Origin of the sequence: Flavobacterium sp. JP2137, assembly GCF_050562195.1 — a bacterium.
GTDB lineage: Bacteria > Bacteroidota > Bacteroidia > Flavobacteriales > Flavobacteriaceae > Flavobacterium.
In genome coordinates, this window is record NZ_CP191647.1 from 1978608 (window position 1) to 2001691 (window position 23084).

At 37.2% G+C, this 23084-nt stretch carries 18 protein-coding genes; 14 read left to right on the top strand and 4 right to left on the bottom strand.

Features of this window, described 5'->3' with window-relative positions; translation table 11 throughout:
* The first annotated feature begins 29 nt into the window (after positions 1–29).
* From ACQZ43_RS08660 to ACQZ43_RS08695, 8 genes are all read left to right on the top strand, one after another.
* A complete protein-coding gene (locus ACQZ43_RS08660; protein ID WP_430611709.1) occupies positions 30–1604 on the top strand; it encodes an MFS transporter in 1575 nt (524 codons plus the stop codon).
* Between the two features lie 147 nt (positions 1605–1751).
* Positions 1752–2663, top strand: a complete 912-nt coding sequence (locus ACQZ43_RS08665) for an NAD(P)/FAD-dependent oxidoreductase (RefSeq protein WP_430611711.1) — start codon at positions 1752–1754, stop codon at positions 2661–2663.
* Positions 2664–3977: an APC family permease gene (locus ACQZ43_RS08670; protein ID WP_430611713.1), complete on the top strand. Its 1314-nt coding sequence runs from the start codon at positions 2664–2666 to the stop codon at positions 3975–3977. It abuts the gene before it with no gap.
* A gap of 42 nt (positions 3978–4019) precedes the next feature.
* Complete coding sequence (locus ACQZ43_RS08675) at positions 4020–4727, top strand: class I SAM-dependent methyltransferase (protein ID WP_430611715.1); 708 nt, start codon at positions 4020–4022, stop codon at positions 4725–4727.
* Between the two features lie 6 nt (positions 4728–4733).
* Positions 4734–5333: a class I SAM-dependent methyltransferase gene (locus ACQZ43_RS08680; RefSeq protein ID WP_430611717.1), complete on the top strand. Its 600-nt coding sequence runs from the start codon at positions 4734–4736 to the stop codon at positions 5331–5333.
* A 229-nt stretch (positions 5334–5562) separates the two neighbouring features.
* The gene (locus ACQZ43_RS08685) at positions 5563–6126 is read left to right on the top strand and encodes a Crp/Fnr family transcriptional regulator (RefSeq protein ID WP_430611719.1); all 564 of its coding nucleotides are present in this window, start codon (positions 5563–5565) and stop codon (positions 6124–6126) included.
* A 78-nt stretch (positions 6127–6204) separates the two neighbouring features.
* Positions 6205–6945 (top strand): SDR family NAD(P)-dependent oxidoreductase, encoded by a 741-nt coding sequence (locus ACQZ43_RS08690; RefSeq protein WP_430611721.1) that lies wholly within the window; start codon positions 6205–6207, stop codon positions 6943–6945.
* A gap of 410 nt (positions 6946–7355) precedes the next feature.
* Positions 7356–8189, top strand: coding sequence for an RteC domain-containing protein (locus ACQZ43_RS08695; protein WP_430611723.1), 834 nt, complete (start codon positions 7356–7358; stop codon positions 8187–8189).
* A gap of 3 nt (positions 8190–8192) precedes the next feature.
* On the opposite strand, the gene ACQZ43_RS08700 is transcribed toward ACQZ43_RS08695, so the two are convergent.
* Positions 8193–13550, bottom strand: coding sequence for an N-6 DNA methylase (locus ACQZ43_RS08700; RefSeq protein WP_430611725.1), 5358 nt, complete (start codon positions 13548–13550; stop codon positions 8193–8195).
* On the bottom strand, positions 13537–13974 hold the full coding sequence (locus ACQZ43_RS08705) for a DUF1896 domain-containing protein (RefSeq protein WP_430611727.1): 438 nt from the start codon (positions 13972–13974) through the stop codon (positions 13537–13539). Before ACQZ43_RS08705 ends, ACQZ43_RS08700 begins: the two co-directional genes overlap by 14 nt.
* Before the next feature lie 318 nt (positions 13975–14292).
* On the opposite strand from ACQZ43_RS08705, the gene ACQZ43_RS08710 reads away from it, so the two are divergent.
* From ACQZ43_RS08710 to ACQZ43_RS08735, 6 genes are all read left to right on the top strand, one after another.
* Positions 14293–14982, top strand: a complete 690-nt coding sequence (locus ACQZ43_RS08710) for a helix-turn-helix transcriptional regulator (RefSeq protein ID WP_430611729.1) — start codon at positions 14293–14295, stop codon at positions 14980–14982.
* A gap of 80 nt (positions 14983–15062) precedes the next feature.
* Positions 15063–15455 (top strand): RidA family protein, encoded by a 393-nt coding sequence (locus ACQZ43_RS08715; RefSeq protein ID WP_430611731.1) that lies wholly within the window; start codon positions 15063–15065, stop codon positions 15453–15455.
* A gap of 2 nt (positions 15456–15457) precedes the next feature.
* Entirely contained in the window at positions 15458–16030 is a 573-nt protein-coding gene (locus ACQZ43_RS08720; RefSeq protein ID WP_430611733.1) for a YdeI/OmpD-associated family protein, read from the top strand.
* Between the two features lie 330 nt (positions 16031–16360).
* Positions 16361–16741 (top strand): hypothetical protein, encoded by a 381-nt coding sequence (locus ACQZ43_RS08725; protein ID WP_430611735.1) that lies wholly within the window; start codon positions 16361–16363, stop codon positions 16739–16741.
* A 94-nt stretch (positions 16742–16835) separates the two neighbouring features.
* Positions 16836–17699 carry a DUF3347 domain-containing protein gene (locus ACQZ43_RS08730; RefSeq protein WP_430611737.1) on the top strand — a complete coding sequence of 288 codons (864 nt, stop codon included), beginning with the start codon at positions 16836–16838 and terminating at the stop codon, positions 17697–17699.
* 50 nt (positions 17700–17749) lie between these two features.
* Positions 17750–20020, top strand: coding sequence for a multicopper oxidase family protein (locus tag ACQZ43_RS08735; RefSeq protein ID WP_430611739.1), 2271 nt, complete (start codon positions 17750–17752; stop codon positions 20018–20020).
* Positions 20021–20110: 90 nt separating this feature from the next.
* Here ACQZ43_RS08735 and ACQZ43_RS08740 read toward each other — a convergent pair whose 3' ends face one another.
* Both ACQZ43_RS08740 and ACQZ43_RS08745 read right to left on the bottom strand, forming a co-directional pair.
* On the bottom strand, positions 20111–20989 hold the full coding sequence (locus tag ACQZ43_RS08740) for an ORF6N domain-containing protein (protein WP_430611741.1): 879 nt from the start codon (positions 20987–20989) through the stop codon (positions 20111–20113).
* A complete protein-coding gene (locus ACQZ43_RS08745) occupies positions 20989–23076 on the bottom strand; it encodes a DNA topoisomerase (RefSeq protein ID WP_430611743.1) in 2088 nt (695 codons plus the stop codon). Before ACQZ43_RS08745 ends, ACQZ43_RS08740 begins: the two co-directional genes overlap by 1 nt.
* Positions 23077–23084 lie beyond the last annotated feature (8 nt).

Below are 23084 nucleotides of genomic sequence, written 5' to 3' on the forward strand. Positions count from 1 at the left end.
CAACATCACAAAAAAAGTTAGACAAAAAAATGAAGACTAATAAAATAGAAAATGCAACATCTGAACCGAACGCTAAAAAAACACCAGCTCATTTACGAAAAATACTGATTTCCGTGTGTATTGCATTGATGGCAGTCATTGCATCTGTAAGTGGACTGAATGTAGCGCAACCGATGTTGGCTATTGAATTTGGAGCATCTCAGAATACGGTATTGTGGATGATTAATATTTATACCCTTACACTGGCTGCTTTATTATTGCCTCTTGGTGCTCTTGGTGACCGAAAAGGAAGAAAGAAGATGTTACTAATCGGGCTTATCATCTTTGGGATAGCCAGTGCATTGTCAGGAATATCGACAAGTTCCACGATGATGTTGGGAGCTCGGCTACTTACAGGTATTGGAGCTGCAATGATTATGCCTGTAACACTTGCTGTAATTACCTCCACTTTTCCAAAAGAAGAACGCTCCAAAGCGATAGGAATTTGGACGGGCGTTGCTGGTGGAGGCGGTATTTTAGGAATGTATCTTTCCGCGTTGCTGGTAGATGTTGCAAATTGGAGGTGGTTATTCCTGCTACCTGTTGTTCTTGCCATTGTGTCCATTGTGATGAGCATTCGTTTTGTACCTAATTCGGTGGAAAAAAGCAGTCACAGATTTGATTTCGTGGGATCATTGCTTTCTGTATTAGCTACTGTGGGGGTCATCTATGCATTACATGAAGCACCTGTACTGGGGTGGAATGCACCGATGGTATTGGTAAGTTTGACTATCGGGATAGCTGGTATAGCCGGATTTATACTATGGGAAATACGTCACAGCGCACCATTGCTGGACATCAGATTATTTAGAAAAAGAAGTCTTTCAAGTGGTTCTGTCTCGCTACTCACGGTATTTGGAGTTCAGGCAGGTTTGTTCATTGTACTGTTCCCCTTCTTTCAGGGTGTATTGGGCTGGTCCGGTCTGCGTTCAACATTGGGAATGATGCCGATGGCAATCTTGATGATGATCAGTTCGGGGCTGGCTCCCAAGTTGGCATTTCAAATCGGAAGTAAATACACAATGGCTCTGGGTATTGCATTAGGTGCTATCGGAGCTATGCTGATGGCTATATTTGTTTCTGCTGAGACAGGATACTTATCTGTATTACCCGGTTTAATTATCATGGGGTTAGGTATGGGATTTTCAATGACACCTTCTACAGAAGCTATAACGTCTTCTTTACCCGCCGACCGGCAAGGAGTAGCTTCTGCTTTGAATGATATTACAAGGGAATTAGGAACAGCTTTGGGTGTAGCATTGCTGGGTCCATTGGTTAGCGCAGGTTATAGTAAGTCCGTAGAAGCAAAACTGCAAGATTTTCCGCAGGATGTAATTGCTACTGCCAAAGAGGGACTTGCACACGCACAGGCGATAGCACCAAGTACCGGTAATAAGGAGGAAATATTGATACGCTTTGCAAGGGAATCTTTTGTTACAGGCTGGCAACATGCTATGTGGATAGGTGTCATTATTATGACGGCGCTCCTACTATACATCCTGTTCAAAGGTCCTCAAAACGTAGTCAAAAAGGAAGTGTTAACTTCAATTGAATCCAATGATTAGATTAAAAGGCACTAAATGGATTATTTAAAAACTAATTTACGGAAGGATTTGGGACTGCTAACGAGATCTCAATTTATATCGTTAAGCGGATGGTCAGCTACTGGAATGTTTCTATTTCCTTTTCTTTCATTTACAAAAAATAATATCATGGAACAACAAGCAAAATTTGACGTCATCATCGTAGGCGGAAGTTACGCAGGCTTATCGGCAGCGATGTCATTAGGACGTTCATTAAGAAATGTTTTAATCATTGATAGCGGCTTCCCTTGTAATAAACAAACACCACATTCACACAATTTCATTACCCAGGATGGAGAAAAACCTGGTGTCATTGCAGCGAAAGGCAAAGCACAGGTCTTGAATTATAAAACGGTAAAATTTCATAAAGGACTTGTCGAAAGCGGAAAGAAGACAGAAAATGGTTTTGAAGTAATTACAGATAATGGAGAAAAGTTCACCGCAAAGAAGTTGGTTTTTGCGACAGGGATAAAGGATATAATGCCGGACATTAAAGGTTTCTCGGAATGTTGGGGTATATCCGTTATCCATTGCCCATATTGCCACGGCTATGAAGTTCGAAACATGAAAACAGGGCTTTTGGCAAATGCAGAACGTGCTTTTCATTTGTCGTCTATGATCAGTAACCTTACCAATGACCTTACTATTATCACAAACGGTAAAGCCGATTTCACTTCTGAACAATTTAATACATTAGACAAGCATAGGATTTCGGTCGTTGAAAATGAAGTAGACGAAATAGTTCACGAAAATGGATATGTCAAAAGCATTCTTTTCAGAGATGGAAGTATCCGGAATCTTGAGGCTATTTATGCGGTAGTTCCTTTTAAACAGCACTGCGAGGTTCCTGCCATTTTAGGATGTGAAGTTACAGCCTTCGGACACATTAAGGTAAATGATTTTTATAAAACAACTATTGAAGGTGTATACGCCTGCGGAGATAGTACCGCTATGATGAGATCGGTAGCCAATGCTGTTTCTGCCGGAAACATGACCGGGGCGATGGTCAATAAAGAACTAACAGACGAACATTTTTTATAGATGCAAAAGAACTTAACCTATAAAATATCAACTCTTGCAGGAATCGCTATCGTTATGGCGAATATGATTGGTACTGGTGTTTTTACCAGTCTTGGATTTCAGTTAAAAGAGATGCAAAACCCAATAAGCATTCTGACTCTATGGATTTTAGGTGGTGTATTGGCATTATCCGGTGCATTCAGCTATGCAGAGGTTGGAACATATATTAGGAAGTCGGGTGGTGAATATGCATTTCTATCTGAAATATACCATCCCATAGTAGGCTACCTATCTGGTTGGATATCGCTTACTGTAGGCTTTGCTGCACCTATAGCACTTGCAGCTATTGCCTTTACAGAGTATTTTCAATTCGGTGGTTTCAGCACAAAATGGAGTTCGGTTTTAATCGTGGCTGTCATTACATTTATTCACACTAAAAACCTTCGTACTAGTTCCCGGTTCCAGATTATTTCTACTTTATTCAAGATACTGGTAACACTGGCGATTATTTTATCAGGTCTAGTGATGACCAGTGATACAAATATTTCTTTAGAAATTACGCCAGACTACTACAGGGAAATAAAATCCGGAGCTTTTGCCATCTCATTGATTTATGTTACCTATTCATATTCAGGATGGAATGCGGCTGCCTATATTACGGAAGAGTTTGAAACACCACGCAAATCTTTGCCGATTGCTTTAGTTGGAGGAACGCTTATTGTTACTTTCTTGTACACATTATTACAATTTGTCTTTCTAAAACATGTTCCAATTGCGGAATTGACCGATCAGATTGAAGTGGGAGCCATCGCTACAGAAAAAATGTTTGGTGAATCCATAAGTAAATTCTTTAGTATTGTGATATCCATATTGCTAATTTCAAGTATTAGTGCAATGGTTTGGGTAGGTCCCAGAGTAACATCAAGTATGGCTAATCAGCACAGGCTATGGCACTATTTTAAAACCGCAAAAAACAAAATTCCCCAAAGAGCATTGTGGCTACAATTTGCAATCAGCTTTATACTCATTGCTACCGGTAGTTTTGAACAGATTATGATTTATTGTGGAGTATTACTCACTTTGTCTACGATGCTGGTCGTGTATGCCGTATTTATACTTCGGTTTAAAAATAAAGATAAGAAGACGGACACCTATCGCAGCCCGTTATTTCCTCTATTCCAAATACTCTATTTGGTGCTTTCTAGCTGGATGATAATCTATACCATTACCAATCATCCGTATGAAACCACTATAGGACTATTGAATTTGTTAATTGGGATGATCACTTATTATATCAGCAGGCGATTGACGAATGCAAAATCAATAAAAGAATAAGCTCATTTCAAATGATGTTATCAAACTTAAAATTTAAACAAAATGATTAAGACAAAAAAATTCCACTCCACAGTAACGATACTTTGTATTACGCTTTCTGTATTATCCACTAACAGTTATGCTCAGCAAACAGAGCATAAACACCACAATCCATCTCATTCTTCTCATGAAGTATTTAATGACAAAGAAGCGGTAACCAAAATGTCCAAAAATTTTGAATCTGCCGAAAGGGATTCGATGCAACAACCCCACAAAGTAATCAAGTATTTAGGAAATATTAAAGGCAAGAAAATAATGGATATAGGTGCTGCTACTGGGTATTTCTCGATCAAATTTGCTACCAAAGGGGCATTGGTAATAGCTGCGGATGTGAGCGATGGATTTCAGGCTTATCTTAAAGATAGAATAGAGAAAGAAAAAATAAACAATATTGAACTTCGTAAGATACCTTTTGACAGCCCGTCATTAAAAGAAAAAGAGGTTGATATTGTTTTTATCGCAAATACTTACCATCATATCGAAAACAGATCTGAATATTTTGCTAAAGTAAAAAAGGGACTAAAATCAAATGGTGAATTGATAGTGTTGGACTTTTTTAAAGTCGAATTTACGGATAAAGTTCAAGCTCCTGCGATGGGTATGAGAACCTCAGTAGATGAAGTCGTATTTGAACTCAAAAAGGCAGGATTTACTTCGTTTGAGGTTGAAATCAGCTTATTGCCCTATCAGTATATCATCAATGCAAAATAGAACAAGATGACAGAATTTTGGGAAGAAGCATTTAAAGGTAAACAGGAAATGTGGGGGATAACTCCCACAATATCTGCAATAAGAGCCGCCGAAACATTTCGAAACAAAGGCTTGAAAGAGATACTAATTCCAGGTATAGGTTATGGACGAAATGCGAAGCCGTTCATGGATTATGGAATGGATGTGTATGGTGTAGAGATTTCGAAAACAGCTATTAAATTGGCTGTAAAGCATTATGGCAGTTCTATTAAAATTCATCACGGATCAGTGGTAGATATGCCGTGTGAAAATAGCCGTTATGATGGTATCTTCTGTCATGCTTTAATTCATTTATTAGATAGTGAACAAAGAAAAAAGCTCATTGATGACTGCTATAAACAACTTAGAGATAATGGATTGATGTTTTTTACAGCAATCACAAAACAATCACATACGTATGAACAAGGAAGATTGATCAGCGAAGATAGGTATGAACAGTTTGGAGGTATAAATATGTTTTTTTATGATGAAAATTCTATTAAAAATGAATTTGCTCCTTATGGCTTGTACCAAGTCGATGAGATCATTGAAAACTATCCGTTCTATTTGATACAATGCAAGAAATAAAGTAACACAACTACTTCCAAATCAACTTTCAACTTTTCAAAAATACTCCTTACTTCTAAAACTGTGGATAATTGTTTAATTTCATTCTTAATAATCCAATTTTGGAAGAGATCGAAATTCTGAAACAGTTCTACCTTTGATGTAGTATATTTAACGAGTCGAACAATATATAAATTGTTTTTTACCAAATGGTAAATGAGACAAACCATATTAATTATAAATTGCCATTATGGAAGAAATGATTCAATACGTTTTACAATTTGGAATGCTCAACAAGCAACAAACTGAACTTATTAGAAGTAAAGGGAAATTATTGGAAGTAAAAAAAGAGGATTACTTTTCTGAAGCTGGAAAAATTCCAAAGCAGGTTGGGTTTATAGTTGAGGGTGTTATTCGTGGCTGTTATTACAATAATAAGGGCGAAGAAATCACCCGTTGTTTTATTAATGAAAACAGTTTAGTTTGTGATTACATAAACTTTGAGTCAAACACTACTTCCTCCGAGTATCTTCAAGCCATTACGGATTGTAACCTTGTTGTATTTTCCAAAAAAGATTGGGAAGAACTCTCACATATCATTGTTGGGTGGGACAACATTAAAAATAAAATGGTACATCTATGTATGCACCAAAAATCAAGGAAAGGTCCTGTAATATCGCAAGATGCAACGACAAGGTATTTAGAGTTTATGGAAAATTACCCATCACTCATCAATCGTATTCCATTGTCATACATCGCCTCATATTTGGGTGTAACTCAACAATCTCTTAGTAGAATACGAAAGAACATCTAACTAATCGCTTTTTACCATTTGGTAAATGACACCTTAATTTAATACTTCAATTTTGTATTGAAATTTAAAATTACAAATATGAAGACAGTATTAATTACAGGAGCGAACAAAGGTATTGGATTTGAAACTGCGCGACAGTTGTTACAGCAGGGTTTTTTCGTATTCATAGGAAGTCGCAACTTTGAAAGCGGTTTACAAGCCGTAAACGAATTAAATCAAGAAGGATTAACCCAGGTACAAGTAATACAGCTGGATGTTACAGACCCAAAATCCATATTTGCTGCCCGTGAAGAGATTGGTAGAAAGGTAGGTGTTTTGGACGTACTCATCAATAATGCGGGAATTAACGGAGGAAGCGCCCCATACACCGTTCTTGAATCCACAAATGAGGAATATCTGGATGCACTTAAAACAAATGTAATTGGCGTAGCTGATGTGACGAAGGCTTTTATAGACTTGTTGAGGAAATCCTCTGAACCAAGAATAGTCAACCTAAGTACCAGCGTTGGCTCTCTAGCTTTACAAAGCGACCCCGAATGGCCAGCATACAGTTATGCTAAATACGGTGTTTATGCTGTATCAAAGGCTGCTTTGAACATGTACACAATACAATTGGCTTATGAGTTACGTGATACGAATTTTAGGATAAATGCTGTTTGTCCAGGACTAACGAAAACCAATTTTACATTTTTTAATGGCGGTGAAGTCAGTGTTGCTGCAAATAGAATTATTAAGTATGTTCTAATTGATAACAATGGGCCAACAGGTAAGTTTTTTAGCGAAGAAACAAATCCGTTAACAGGTGAAATTTCTTGGTAGAAAACGAATTGCAATATTGTATTGGACAATCATTCGGTAAATTATTAAATCAAAAGCCAATCAGTGCCCAATGGAGTTTCGGAATCGTTTTAATTAAGAAAGGTTGATAATAATTTGATATTATCAAAATGAAGAAACAAGATTATGTCTTCCAAAAACGCTCCATTGGGAATTGCAAAAACGCAAAATACTGCGCAAAATATTAAACGATAGAGAACACATCAGTAAAGTACTGGCTCAGATGGCGGAATTGTGTTAGTGCTAAGCCGAGTAGAATAGAGAACATTTATGTCAAATATTACTTTAATCTTATTTAAAGAGTACTGTATTATTTCTATAAAATAGTCCGAAAATGTAATAACGTCGATGGAATACGAATTTATTAACCATACGTTAAAGAGGTTGATCCTATGAATGTATATTGCAAGAAAGAATTGGATTTATTAGAAGAAAAACTATCAGAACTTGTATTTGAAGCAGACGAGCCAATTATCCTTGCCGAGACAGCCATTCGAATAATCTTAGACAGTCTGTCAAAGCTGAAAGAGTTTACAATACAAAGAAGTTTTAAAAACGAAGAAGAGGAGATATATTTCTTCAAACACCTAAAACCTCAAATCGTTTCCAAACTCATTTACTACAATACCATTTACAAAATTGAGACGAGAAAGCCTTACGGAGCAAAGTCCACAAAGAAATACCTTAACAAAGAACTAAAAAAGCTCAAAAGATTCTTTGACCACAACCTTGATTTTTATAAGTATTACCGAAGCAATAACTGCTTCCTTGATGAGAAGTTTTTTATACGGGGCAACCACGATATAAAGCTATGGTTGGATACCTATTATTTACAGTCTGACCAAGCCTTTTCCACCTCTCATGATTACAAGGTAGCCAAGATAATAGCTAACGATTTGATACAGGTTTATCTGGAAGATCAACTTCATAATTTAAACAAACATTTACTACCAAAACACTCATCTGCTATTAGCGTTAACTGGACGGGTAGTAAGACTGCGCTGATAGAACTAATTTATTCACTGCATTACCAAAACGTTTTTGATAATAGTAATATTGACATTAGATTAATAGCAAAGCATTTTGAAAACACTTTCAATGTTAATCTTGGCGATTTTTATCACACTTATTTAGAGCTGAAAAATCGTAAAGTCAACCGAACAAAATTTCTTGATTCTCTACGTGACGGACTCATTAAGAAAATGGATGAACAGGACCAGAAGTAATTATCACATTGCTTTCAAGCGTATAGTAGTTTTTTCTGGAATATCTGTTTTAACAGTTTCAATTTGCTTTTCTTTATTTTCAGGAGTAATAGACAATTGTATCTTCCGATCAATTGCAGCGAGTCCCGTTTTTAATTCACTTAATCTGCTTTCCTTAGACCAGATACTGTTGACTAGTTCTTGAAGAACTGGTAGATCTTTTTGTGTTTCTGAGATTTTCTTTTGTTCTTGCTCTATATAGCTGGGTAATTTATCCAGCGCATTCAAGAAATTCATGGTTGCAGTTTGCGGATCTTTGGCAATGATACCATTGTTGTGTGTGTACTTGATATTTCCTTCACCTTGAATCATAAAACGGTTCATTCGGATCTCAACACCTTCTTTTTCGGACATTTCAGTTTTTACCAATAATGTAAATCCATATAAACTACCAATTTCTTCATACTGACCTCCAGTTCGGGCGTTGTCCGCAAGTTGATTGAGTTTAGCTCCAATTTGTTTTACATCAGCATTAGCTGGTAATCTATCAAGTTGTACATGATTCAGTATCGTTCCGTCAGTTCTTTTTTCTATGCGGTGCTGTAAATTTTGCCAATCAGTATTCATGCGTTCCAAACGGGATTGCGCACCATTAAGCATAGCGGAACTATCTTCCAATTTATGCTTCGAACTAAATTTCGAGCGATTGAAAGCCTGCTTTTCACTTTCCAATCCTGCAATTTGCTTTTCCAATTTTGCTTTATCCAACAGGTCGGTATTTCCAGAGAGAATAGCTACATACTCCGAAAAGTTCATTCCTGATTTCTCATCCATACTACCTTCATCAATGGTTCGTTTGCCTAGATGGTTAGATTTTAGCTGGTCAATAAAAAGCTGTTTGTTATAGAGTAAGTTGAATTTATAACTGTCCAATGATTTTTCTACGGCATAAATGATGACATCTACGTTATTGCCTGCAAAATGCTTTGCAATTTCATTGCCTTTACGAACTGCGCGTCCGTCTCGTTGAGCTAGATCGCTTGGTCGCCAAGGCGTATCCAAATGATGAACGGCAACAGCTCTTTTCTGTGCATTAACTCCTGTGCCTAACATATCGGTTGAACCAAATAGTATCCGTATCTTCCCATCGTTCATAGCATTGATGAATTCTTTTCGCATTTTATCAGTCTTCGCTTCCTGTATAAAACGAATTTCCTGTGCTGGAATTCCGTGATCTTCTACAAGTTTTCGCTTGATTTCGGAATAGACATTCCATTCGTTGGGTTTGTAAGTTCCTAAATCAGAAAAAACGAATTGAGTGCCTTTCTGTGCATTAAAACGGGTGTAGTACTCCGCAAGTTTTGCAGCACAATGCGATGCTTTGCTATCGGGATGATCTTCATATTTACTACTTATCATTCGCATATCCAATGACATTTTACGAGCATAGTCGGTTGCAATCAGCATCTTTGCTTTCTCTTCGTTTGGAGAAAGTGGTGCTCTACCAAGTAAAGTAGCATTACCCGATTTAGCAAACTCCATCAAGTTTTTGATAAAGACTTCCTGCTGTGGTGTCGGTGGGATATTGTATAATATTTCCTTTTTTTCAGGACGGTCGATGCCAATATCCTTTGCCGTTCGGTAATCCGTGATTTCTGAATAGAACTGTGCCAGTTCAGGCACTTTAATAAAATAGCGGAAACGTTCTTTTTGTACAATATTATTAGCGACCGAAAATTCATAATCAGTTGTTTTCCGTGCATAAATGGCAGACCAGGCATCAAAACAATTAATGCCTTGTTTTTCCAATGCTTGTGGACGTAGGTATTTGAATAAAAGATAAAGCTCTGTCAACGAGTTGCTGATGGTTGTACCCGAAAGAAAGGTGGCACCTAAATCCTTTCCGGTACGTTCTTGTATGGTACGGATGGCAAAAAGCAGATTCATTGCCTTTTGACTTCCCTGTATATTACCCAATCCGGCAACTCGTTCATGACGGGTATTGAACATCAGATTTTTAAAGCGATGGCTTTCATCTACCAGTAAATGATCAATGTCCATCATTTTAAAATCGACCACATCATCTTTACGGTTTTCAATATCATGTTCCAGTGTTTTGAGCTTCACCTCAAGATTTTGTTTTCTGATAATTACACCTTTAAGCATTCCTCTTGAAATTTCCTTGCCCTGCGCTTCCAAAGCGGAAAGATTATCTTCCACGCTGTTCAGTTCTGCTTGCAGAATTTCCTTTTGCATTTCGGGAGATTGTGGGATCATTCCGAATTGGTCATGGGTCAATATGACACAATCCCAATCGTTATTTTTTATATCTCCGAAAATTCGTTGGCGTTTTTGTGGCGTAAAGTCTTCTTTACCTGGATATAATATTTTAGCGTGAGGATAGGCTTTGCGATAGGTTTCTGCAATTTCATGAACATTGGCTTTTAATCCTATAATCATGGGTTTATGCACCATTCCCAAACGTTTCATTTCCTGTGCTGCGGTACACATAATCAATGTTTTTCCTGCACCTACCTCATGGTCGCATATCGCTCCTCCATTGAGTTTTATCATCCAAACGGCATCCTTTTGACTGGAATACAAGTCCTCAATACCTAATGCTTTACGGTCTAATCCGGGGAATTCTTGATGACTTCCGTCGTATTTTGGACGTACAAAACAGTTAAACGTATCATTGTATTGTTGAGTCAATCGGTTTTTAAACTCATCATTTTGAGCATGTAGCCAATCGGAAAAAGCAGTTCTAATTTCATCAATTTTGGTATTTGCCATTTGTATGGCTTCCATATCGCGTACCTTAACTTCCTTATCATCAATGAATATTTTCTTGGTAATATCAGGCGTGGTATTGACCAGTGCGTGTTTAAGCAAAGCAATACCATCAAAGGTTCGACTTTCAGATTTCACCGCATATTTATCCCATATATGGACATTTTTCTGATCACATTTTATATTAAAATCGTCACTACTTTCTGCGTAATGAACCCGTACCTCGGTATCGAAAAGATACGAAGCAAAACGTGCATAAATCCCTGTAGGAATCCAGCGTTCACCAAGGTTGAAATCTAGTTCTTCAAATTCGATAGGTCTTGGACGGGCTTCTTCCAAAGCCACCAAACTTTCTTTAGCCTGCGTATCTTCAGGATTGCTCTCCAGATAGGTTTTTACTTCTTGGGCTTTCTCAACCACATTACCTGATATCCAACGTTCGACTATTTCATATTCCTTTTGGAGTGGATTGTAAAAAATACGTCCCTGTAAGGTATCTTTCAACGTATCAGTAGGTATATTGCTGATTTCTGACATATAATCCAGATCCACGTTTCCGTATTTATTCAATGATGCAGCTAAGGCTTCATCGGGATTATCGGTAGCCAATGTTGTGATTGAAAAACTTACCGGTTGATGAAATATATCCGCTTTGTGTATCACACCACCAACCACACGTTCTAAATAGGGAATTTCTTTACCCGTACTGTCTGTTTTGATGAACTTGATATTATCAGCACTGTTGAAATTCCCGTACTTTTTGACAAAGACATCGTATAAACTGTTTAGTTGCTCACGTTCTTTCTTATGTTCGATCTGAAGTACCACTTCTTTCTGATACAAATCGAGGTAACTATCCCGAACAGCAATATAACTTTCAGCCCTTGATTTTTGTAAGGGGGCTAATTGCAAAGGATGGAAAATCGCTTGCTGTTTATCGTAATCTAAATCTTTCAGATAACCAACCAAGCCGTTATCGACAACCAAGCAATCGTTACGATGAAAAGATTGTATTTCTTTGCTATAAAAAGTCGGTTCAACAATGGTAATCGTTTCAGTTTTTTCGATTGGATCGTTTGTGCTGATTGTAGAAAACAAATCGCCTATAACTTCTGATTTATGTACATTATTTACTGTCTTGCTAGTGATAGATGTATTCGATACAGGAGTATACGGTTGTTGCATCAAACCACTGAATAGATTGGGTTGCTGTTTGTTCACCGCTCTTTTTCGTTGAACGAATTGCTTTTTTGTCCTAATGGTTTTAGGAATGGCAACTGTAATTTGTTCTTCTGAATTTTCAAACAGGTTAAAAATGCTTAATTGTTTTTCTTCTTTTATAATATCCTTGTGAATTATTGGAGCAGATAAAGGCTGTGTTTCCGCTTTAATAATTATCGGATTAGTAGTAGTCGATGTGATTTTAGGTTCATTATTTTGCACACCTTTATATAAATCCACATTCAAATGTTTTCTAAAATCTTCTGAAAGCATTTGCTTCAAGTCTTTGGCAATTCCTTCTACAGCCTCTTTATGTGTGTAAATTAATGTAGGTTTTCCGTACGGATCGGTATCCAATTTCACATCAGTATGTACAATTCTTGTGTTGTCTTGAAATAAGGCATTGCTTGGTGTACTGTATTGCGTTATTTGACTTTGACAAAACAGTTCTTCAATTTCGCTCAGGTTTTGCTTTCCAGTGTTTTTTTGTAAAATAATCAGATCACTACCAACTTCCGTTCCTGCATAATCGGTAAAGAGGTTGTTAGGCAATCGGATGGCTGAAACTAAGTTGTTGTCTTGCATCAATGCTCTACGAATAGGCTCGTTTTTTTGACTATTTAGAACGCCTTGGGATGTTATAAAAGCCAATATGCCGCCATCACGGAGCATATTGGTTCCTTTTAGAAAAAAGTAATTATGGATGCTTCGGGCGGCTTGTTCTTTTACGGAGTTTTTACTTCTTGAATAAGAAAGATCAAATATGGCAGTATCTCCAAAAGGGATATTACTGGCTACCAAGTCGTAACTATTTAGTGCCTTTTCTGGTATTTCTTCAAAACCACTTATACGGATCGTGCTTTCTGGATAAAGCTGTTTTAAAATCTTTCCTGTGAGCAGATCCTTTTCGTAAGCAGTGACACTTGCTTGCGTATTTTCAGAAAAGGATTCTATAAAAGAACCTATTCCTGCGGAGGGTTCAAGAAATTTATCAATGTTCAGACCACTATCGCGTAACGTTTCGGAAATAGCATCAATGACCAACGGTGGAGTATAAAATGCAGTAAGCACAGAACTCCGCATACTGTCCACATACCTACGGTAATGTTTTTCGTCGGTCGCATTTTCTTTTAAAAGCCGATGGAGTTCTTGTGTGAGCGGAAAAAGTTCATGTTCGGTCTTTCTCCAATTATTGATGTCTCTTTCATTTCCTATGGGGTTCAACACGAATTTAAGACCGCCAAATCCGCTGTATCGCATCATGAGTAACCTTTCACCTACGCTAGCTTGTCGGTTCTCCTTTTCTAGTTTAAAAATAATTCGTAGGGCATCAATGTTCTGTTGGAGATGTTGCCTTTTACTGAAGCCCATTCTCCTCGATCCATATTGCGATGGTTCCCGTTAGTTCGGTATAGAGTACATCAAATTCGTAACCGTATGCAAAATCATCAGTTAGTTTATAATTTTCGAAAGAAGCTTCGCAAACCGAGAACATTTTTAGGGTAAATGGACGGAGTTCTTCATCTGCCATTAGGTTATCAAACTCATTGCTGACTACTTGAAAAATCGTATCAAACTTTGAAAAATGTAAGTTTTCAAAAAGGATATATTCGGCAATATAATCGCATTGTTCAACTGGATTCCCAGAGCGGAAAGCACCTTCGTAAGCATTGACAGCCCAGCTTGAACGCTGATTAATGAATTTTTCGTCATGAGCTTTTTCTGGAAAGCTTGTGTTTAATAATTCTTGTAGTCGTAATCTGAAATACGACAAATCTTTTTGTTGAGTATCCATACAATAAAATATTTATGATTTTGCTTAATGGATAAATTTAGTGCTGGAAGTAATAGTTTTTGAAGAAGTGGTAGCGTTTGGCGTTGGGAGGAGGGATTTGGCAGAATTATAAATTCGGGTGATTAATTTGTGTTTTTTATTCAATACATAAGTGTAGGTATGTATCGTAACAATATGCATTTCGTACATTTCTTTTACAACCATTATGCAGTCATAATGAACGAAAAAGTAAGACAGCACGGCATGGTTTAGTTCAAAAACAGAAGTTGAGGATAAAGAATTTGTATTTTTGTAATTGATTTTAATATCAATTGACGGATGAATGACAACGATACCAAACGACTTTCACGGCTGACAGCAATCCTAACACAGTTGCAAACCATACGACTTTTGACAGCACCCCAGCTTGCAGAAAAATTTTCGGTAAGTGTCCGAACCATTTACAGGGACATAAGAGCATTGGAACAGGCAGGCGTTCCTATCTTGACAGAGGACGGGAAAGGATATACGCTAATGGAGGGTTACAGAGTGCCACCTATAATGTTTACCGAAGCACAAGCCAATGCTTTGATTCTGGCAGAACAGTTAGTGCTCAAAAATAAAGATGCATCGTTTGTCAAAGACTATTCGGAAGCTATTGAAAAAATCAAAGCGGTTTTGAAATACAGCATAAAAGACAAAGCCAACCTACTTGCCGAAAGAACCCGATTTGACCAAAACATAAACCGGAAAAGGAACAGTAACAATTTATCCGACTTGCAGTTTGCCTTGACAAACTTCTGCCTCATAAAAATTGATTACACTAACGAGCAAAACAAAACAACAACACGACTGATTGAACCATTTGCATTACTTAGTACAGAAAATTGGCTATTGGTGGCGTATTGTCGATTGCGAAAAGAATTTCGATTTTTCCGATTAGACAGAATAGAAAAGTTGGAAATCCTTACCGAAAAGTTTGAACCACACGCAATGACTTTACAAGAGTACTTTGACAAGTATCACTAATTTTTTTATACCCCTGACATAGGGCTGTCATTATCCTATTTTAATTTTGCAATACAGTTAACAAGTAAAACAATTTTAAAATGGAAAAAAGAACAATTGACCCTTGGAAATGGGGCGAACAAACAAACTCTGTACAGGCTGTAGAGGTAAAAAATATCACAGGAACGCTTTACTGTTCTGGACAAGTAGCTATTGATAGTAACGGTGTACCAAGCAATGGTGATATGCGCTCACAACTTATCCAAACCATTCAGAACCTTGAACAATTGATAAGTGAAGCAGGTTACGAATGTAAAAACATTGTAAGGCTAAATGTTTACACCACATCATCACAAGATTTTTTCACAACTTGTATGGACGTTTATGTGCCGTTCATTCAAAAGTATGGGATTAAACAAGCTACTACATTGCTTGAAGTGAAAGGACTTTTTGCTACATTAACGGTAGAATTGGAAGCAACAGTTGTAAAGTAATAATGCAGGAACCAGAAATATTTTATCCGACAAGTCTTATAGAGTGGAGAAAGTGGTTAGAAAACAATCATCTCTCAAAACAAGCTGTATGGCTTGTTTTCTATGCCAAAAATTCGAAAAAAAACTCAATCAGTTGGAGCGATGCGGTTGATGTTGCCCTTTGCTTCGCTTGGATAGACAGCAAGAAAATCAAAATAGATGAAGAAACATCACATCAATATTTCAGCAAAAGAAAAGCCAAAAGCACTTGGTCAAAAATCAACAAAGAGAAAGTCCAACGATTGATTGACAAGAGATTGATGACAAAAGCAGGTTACGAAAGCATCGAGGTAGCCAAACAAAACGGTTCTTGGACCATCTTAGATGAAGTTGAAGAATTGATAATCCCCAACGACTTAGAAAAAGCGTTTAGTAAACATAAAGGTGCAAATGACTATTTTTTAAGTTTAAGCAAAACTGTTAGAAAAATGATGTTGCAATGGATTGTCCTTGCCAAACGACCTGACACCAGACAAAAACGTATAGACGAAATTGCCGAATTTGCAAGACAGAAAAAGAAACCCAAACAATTCTAATCAGAAAAACGACTAAATTGAATCACCCTGCTTTGTTTTTTACATATTTGGAAACATTTAGTATGAAATAATAAACCCTCCAAATTTGGAGGGTTTATTGTTTATTCAAGATTTGGAGCATTCTACCTATCTCGATATCCATTCTCGAAAAGGCAAACCATTTTTTGCCCAAATCTTTGAGTGATGCTCTAATATGGAAAAGTTCTGTTAACCGCAGAATAACTTTTTATAGAAATACTTATTTGATTATTTTTATTTGAAACAGTTATTTAATTAGGTATTCCTTCAAAATAAAAGAAATAATTTCATAATTTTATAGTGTTGAAAAATTTGAGTAAACATATCAGCTTTGTCATCTTATTGTGTTTGGGCTTTTTCCTAATGCCAAGCATAAGCTATGCTTGTGCCAAAAAAACAGCCAATACAGAACAAAAAAGTTACTCAAAAGACCAATCTGCAAAAGCAGAACATAAAAGCAGTTGCAAGGACAAGTCCTGTAAAAAATGCAAAGATGGTCACGACTGCGACGGTAATTGTAAGCACAGTTCTTGTGGATGTAGCACTTCTTCATCTTCGGTAAGCTTACAAATCCCCATCGATTTAAAAATAACAAACCCTTTTGTAGAAACTAAAAAACAAAAATTCGGTTTCAAACAAGCCTATTATTCTTCAGGCTACTCTTCCATTTGGCAACCGCCTAAAATAAGCTAAAACGATGGCTTGTTAGCCATACGTGTGCCTTATCGGAAGCTGAATCCAGTTTTCGCAAACTCTTCGTATATCTTATTAAATTAAAAAAATAAAAATGAAGTCAATAACAAAAATATTGATGGTAATTACAGTATTGCTATCAGCCACAGCGTGTAACGCTAAAATCAAAAACGCTAAAACCGAAAGCGTAAAAATCTACGGTAATTGTGGAATGTGTGAAACTACCATAGAAAAAGCTGGAAACCTTAAAAAAACAGCCGAAGTGGATTGGAATAAAGACACAAAAATGGCGACCATTACATACGATGCAAAAAAAACCAATCAAGACGAAATCCTGAAACGCATTGCATTATCAGGTTACGACAGTGATAAATTTCTTGCCCCTGATGATGTATATGCAAAACTACCTGAATGTTGCCAGTACGAACGTGTGAACAAAACAGTTACAAAGACGGAAACGCCAAAAACCGATACTTCAAAAATGGAAATGCACGACCATTCGGCAATGACGGAAACACCGCAAAATGCTAATCAGCTGAAAGCGGTATTTGACAATTATTTTTCCATAAAAGATGCTTTGGTAAAATCAGACGGCAACACTGCTTCTGCAAAAGCCAAAGATTTGAACAACGCTATTTCATCTGTAAAAATGGAAACTTTATCAACCGAAGAACACAGCGTTTTTATGCAGATAATGAAAGACCTCGCTTTTGACGCAGAACATATTGCTGAAACGAAAGACGTAGGACATCAGCGAGACCACTTTACAACACTTTCCGACAATATCTACAAACTGATAAAAGTTTCAAAACAGGAAACCTCTGTTTATTATCAGCATTGCCCAATGTTTAACGATGGAAAAGGTGCAAATTGGTTGAGTAAAGAAAATACAATCAAAAACCCATATTATGGTTCTTCTATGCTCTCTTGTGGCAAAACAACAGAAACAATTAAATAACAAAATACGGGCTATGTTATTTTATATATCAATAAAATGAAATTCTTAAAATGGATAATAAAAAAGACATTTATAAAAAACTGTTGCTGATAGCCCTAATGCTATTGGCAACAACTTCTCTTTTCGCTCAAAAAGTTGTGAGATACGACCTTTATGTAAAAGACACACTTGTAAACTACGCAGGTAAAGAAAAAAGAGCCATTGCCGTAAACGGGCAAATACCAATGCCTACCCTAACTTTCACCGAAGGCGATACAGCCGAAATCGTTGTACATAACCAATTAAAAGAAAGTACATCACTACATTGGCACGGTGTGTTTTTACCCAATAAGGAAGATGGAGTGCCTTGGCTTACACAGAAACCAATTGAACCTGGAACAACATACACCTATCGTTTCCCAATTATTCAACACGGCACACATTGGTATCATTCACATTCGGGCTTTCAGGAACAAATAGGAATGTATGGCAGTTTTGTAATGAAAAAGCGTGATAACGATAAAACCTTTAGAAAAGGAATTGACGATTTGCCGACCGTCCCCATTATGTTAAGCGAGTGGACAAACCTTAATCCCGATAACATCAATCGGATGTTGCACAATGCCAATGATTGGGCAGCGATTAAAAAAAATGCGACACAATCTTATGCAGAAGCAATTAGAGAAGGTCATTTCAAAACAAAACTAACTAACGAATGGAAACGGATGTTGGCAATGGATGTAAGCGATGTGTATTATGACAAAATTTTAATCAACGGAAATAATACGACCGATTTAAAAACGGTTGATGGCAAAACACTAAAAGCAGGTGATAAAGTACGATTGCGAATTTCAAATGGTGGAGCTTCGTCCTATTTCTGGTTGCGCTATGCAGGAGGGAAAATTACCGTAGTTGCCAATGACGGCAACGATGTAGAGCCTGTAGAAGTTGATAGATTAATCATTGCCGTTTCTGAAACTTACGATGTGGTGGTAACCATTCCTGAAGATGGTGTTGCTTATGAATTTTTAGCAACTACCGAAGACAGAACACAGTCGGCAAGCTATTTCGTAGGTAATGGCATCAAACAACTCATTTCTCCGCTTCCAAAATTGAAATATTTTGAAGGGATGAAAATGATGAATGATATGATGAAGATGAACGGCGACTTAGATGATATGGGAATGAAAATGAGCCTTAATCAAATGGATATGAATGTGGTCATGTATCCCGAAATAACCGGAGATAGTAAGCAGAAAGAAGACCATAGCCAACACAATATGAATATGGAAGATGATTCCAACCGTTACAATGCAAATGCTTTAGGTGAAATCCAAACACTAAATTATGCAATGCTACAATCGCCTTACAATACGGAACTTCCTAAAGATGCTCCAGTAAAAGAATTAAAATTTATCCTTACCGGAAATATGAACCGTTATGTATGGAGTATGGATAACAAGGTGTTTTCAGAAACAGATAAAATACCTGTAAAAAAAGGAGAAATTTTACGCATCACCATTTATAATAACTCTATGATGCGACATCCAATGCACCTGCACGGGTTTGATTTTAGGGTGATCAATGGTAAAGGCGAAAAGTCTCCTCTTAAAAATGTGTTGGATATAATGCCAATGGAAACGGATACTATTGAGTTTTTAGCAAACGAAGAAGGAGATTGGTTTTTTCACTGTCATATTCTTTATCATATGATGGGTGGAATGAATAGAGTTTTTGAAGTTGGTGATTACCAAAATCCGAATTTACCTAACAAAAAGCAGGCATATAATATGTTGCAGCGAGAAAGCAATATGCCTCACTTTATGGCACAGAATGATTTTGCCACCAATGGTAACGATGGAGAAGCAATGCTACAAAACGCAAGATGGTCTTTAGGTACAGAATGGCGATTAGGCTACCACGATATGCACGGTTATGAGGTAGAAACACATTTAGGAAGATACATCGGGAAAATGCAATGGTTTATGCCGTTTATCGGTTTTGACTGGCGTTACCGTAAAATGGGAATGGACGAACACGAAACCAATTTGTTTGGGCAAAAAAACGAGAAAGATACACGCAGAGCTTTTAGTTTAGGTTTTATGTACACTCTACCAATGCTTGTAAACTTTCAGGCAGAAGTATATCACGATGGAATAATTCGGTTGTCTTTGATGCGTGAGGACATTCCAATTTCAAAAAGATTAAGAGCAGGATTTATGGTCAATACCGATATGGAATATATGGCAGACCTAAAGTACATCATCAACAAAAACATTGGCATCCGCACACATTACGATAGCGATATGGGTTTTGGAGTGGGGCTCGCACTGAATTATTAATATATTGTGCTAAACTTAAACCCTCTGAAATTTATCAGAGGGTTTTTGTTATTTAGTAAAATTAATGCTCTATATTTTCAAGGAACTAAACTATCTACCTAAAATTTGTAACATTCTACCCACCTCAATATCCATCCTCGAAAAGGCAAACCATTTTTTGCCCAAATCTTTGAGTGATGCTCCAATATGGTAAAGTTCCGTACCGTCAATAATCAAAAATCGGTCGTGGACATCGGAGAAAATTTCGATTTCAATGAGAGGATATTGGCTGTTGTAACGCTGTATATCCAATCGTAACTGATTGCTAATGCTTTTAGTGTATATGGTTGAAGTAACATTGTCATTCCGTTTTCCCAATAAGGTCAGTACGGTATCATCAGCATAATTATCAAGCAAGATAATAGAGCTTTTGGCACTCCGGATAATATCGGAGACAAAAGTATAGGCGTCGAATATTTGTCCGTTGTAGAAAATTCCTTTATCACTATGAAGTTTATCACTTTCTAAAGCCTTAAAAATTTCTTCAAACTTTTGGTCTGATTCCAATTGCTTAAGTTCCATTTTATCCAATCTCTGAAAAAGTGAAGCATTACTGATAAGCATTCTACGCATTTCGACAAAGGCTTCCATAATTTCAACACTGATCCTAACGGCAGTTTCTGACCGAAGCACAGCAGAAGCCATTGCAATCCCTGATTCAGTAAAAGCTATAGGTAAATAGCGTCTTCCACCGTGGTTTAAACTTGAGGTGCCAAATTGGAACCTCAAGTTTTCAGCTTCCTCCTCTGTCAATTGAAAACAAAACGATTCGGGAAACCGCTCAATGTTTCTCTTTACTGCTCGATTAAGATTCTTTGTTTCCACTTGATAAAGTGAAGCGAGGTCATTGTCCAGCATCACTTGTTTGCCACGTATGGTATAAATCAGGTTCTTGATTGCTTTTGAAGTAATATGTGGTTTGTCTTCCATTATTTTTTATAGCCTTTACTTTTTTCAAATTCAAAAGAGGTTTTGTAATCTTTATTTAACACGATATAAGCATCGAATTTCTTTCCGGATTTGCTTTTCATTCCTTTGATGAGGGACGTCTTACCTTTCGTAATCAAACTTTCAATATCAACTATACTGATTTGTACGCCACACACATTGCGGAACTGTACCCAGTTACAAACTTCATCAGGACATTTAACAATCTTGTCACGTATAATAAGTTGCTGGCTTTTGCATTTCGGACAAACCAATTTAGGTAGGTTATTTTGGGCAATGGAAGTTTGCAACAATTCATTGGTAATGGTTGTCACATACGTTTCCATTTCTTTTTGAAATGCTCCTGCATCCGCTTCGTTGATTTCGATTTTCTGCAAGGCTAATTCCCATTCGGCAGTCATTGCCACGTCTGCAATCTTTTTATCTTTTACCAATTCATATACCTGCAATCCCTTTTCGGTTGGGACTAAAAATTTCTTTTCCCTTTGAATGTAATTACGGCTAAACAAGGTTTCAATAATGGAAGCTCTTGTAGCCGGAGTACCAATACCAATATTTTGTAACGCTTTGCGTTCCTCTGCATTTTCAATCTGCTTTCCAGCACTTTCCATAGCTGATAAAAGTCCTGCTTCCGTATAAAGTACAGGTGCTTTGGTTGCTTTTTCCAAAATAGTAGCTTCTTTTATTTCAATTTCATCACCTTTTTTAAGTTCGGGTAGATCCTGCACCGGTTCGGTATCCTCATCTGAAAAATATCCCTTAATACTACGCCAGCCAGGTTCCAATATTTTACAACCTTTCAATGCAAAATCATAATGCAATGCTTCTAATGTAATATCGGTTATTTCTTTAGTACAAGCTCCAGAAATGGCTTCGAGCAACCGAAAAGCAATCATGTCATAAATAGCAGTTTCCTTGACGGATAATGCCGAAGGGATTTTCTCCGTAATCAGTAAGCCGTGATGATCGGTGACCCGAAGGTCGTTCACCATACGTTTGTTGAACCGTCCCCATTTTACCTTGGTTACGGCTTGTTTACAGGAATCTCTGTCTTGTAAAGCTCTTACCAGATTCGGGATTTCAGCCCATACATCTTCTGGGATATATTTGCTTCCGGTACGTGGGTACGTGATAAATTTCTTTTCGTATAGGCTTTGGGCAATGTTGAGGGTTTCATCGGCCGAAAGGTTCAGCATTTTATTGGCTTCCTTTTGTAATCCTGTCAAATCAAAAAGTAATGGCGGTTGCTCGGTAACACTTTTGGTTTCTACTGATGTAATGGTAGCAATATTGCCGTTTCTCTCGATAGATTGCAAGGTATCATCAGCCAGTTTTTGGTTCTCCCATTTGATTTTAGAAATACTTTTAAAATCTATCAACTCTTTGTTGTGCGATAACTGTATCTGCCAATATTTTTTTACCGAGAAATTCTTGTTATCCAAATAGCGTTTACAAATTAAAGCCAATGTAGGCGTTTGTACTCTTCCAAGTGAATAAATACCATTGCCTGCGGCTATGCTTAATGCTTGCGATGCATTAATGCCTACCAACCAGTCAGCACGGCTTCTGCCTTGTGCTGACTGATATAATCCATCAAAATCGCTTCCAGACTTTAGATTTTCAAAACCCTGTTTGATGGCTTTTTCAGTAAGCGAGCTTATCCAAAGACGTTCAAAGGGTTTGTTGCATTTAAGGTATTCGTATATATACCTAAAAATGAGTTCACCCTCACGTCCCGCATCGGTAGCTACGATAATACTATTACAACGATTAAAGATCTGTTCAATCACTTTCAGTTGCTTTAATGCACCTGTATCGGCTATATATCCTTTGTCTATTTTTACTTTTCGGACAGTCAATAAAAAGGGATTTGGAAGTATTGGTAGTGATGCTTTTTCAAATCCCGTAATTCCGTAATCTTGGGGCATTCCCAATCCGACCAAATGTCCGAATGCCCAGGTAACCAAATAGCCGTTACCAGTCAGGTAGCCGTCCTTTTTATCGGATGCTCCCACAAGTCCGGCTATTTCCCTTGCTACACTTGGTTTTTCTGCAATAATTGCTTTCATACTCTTTT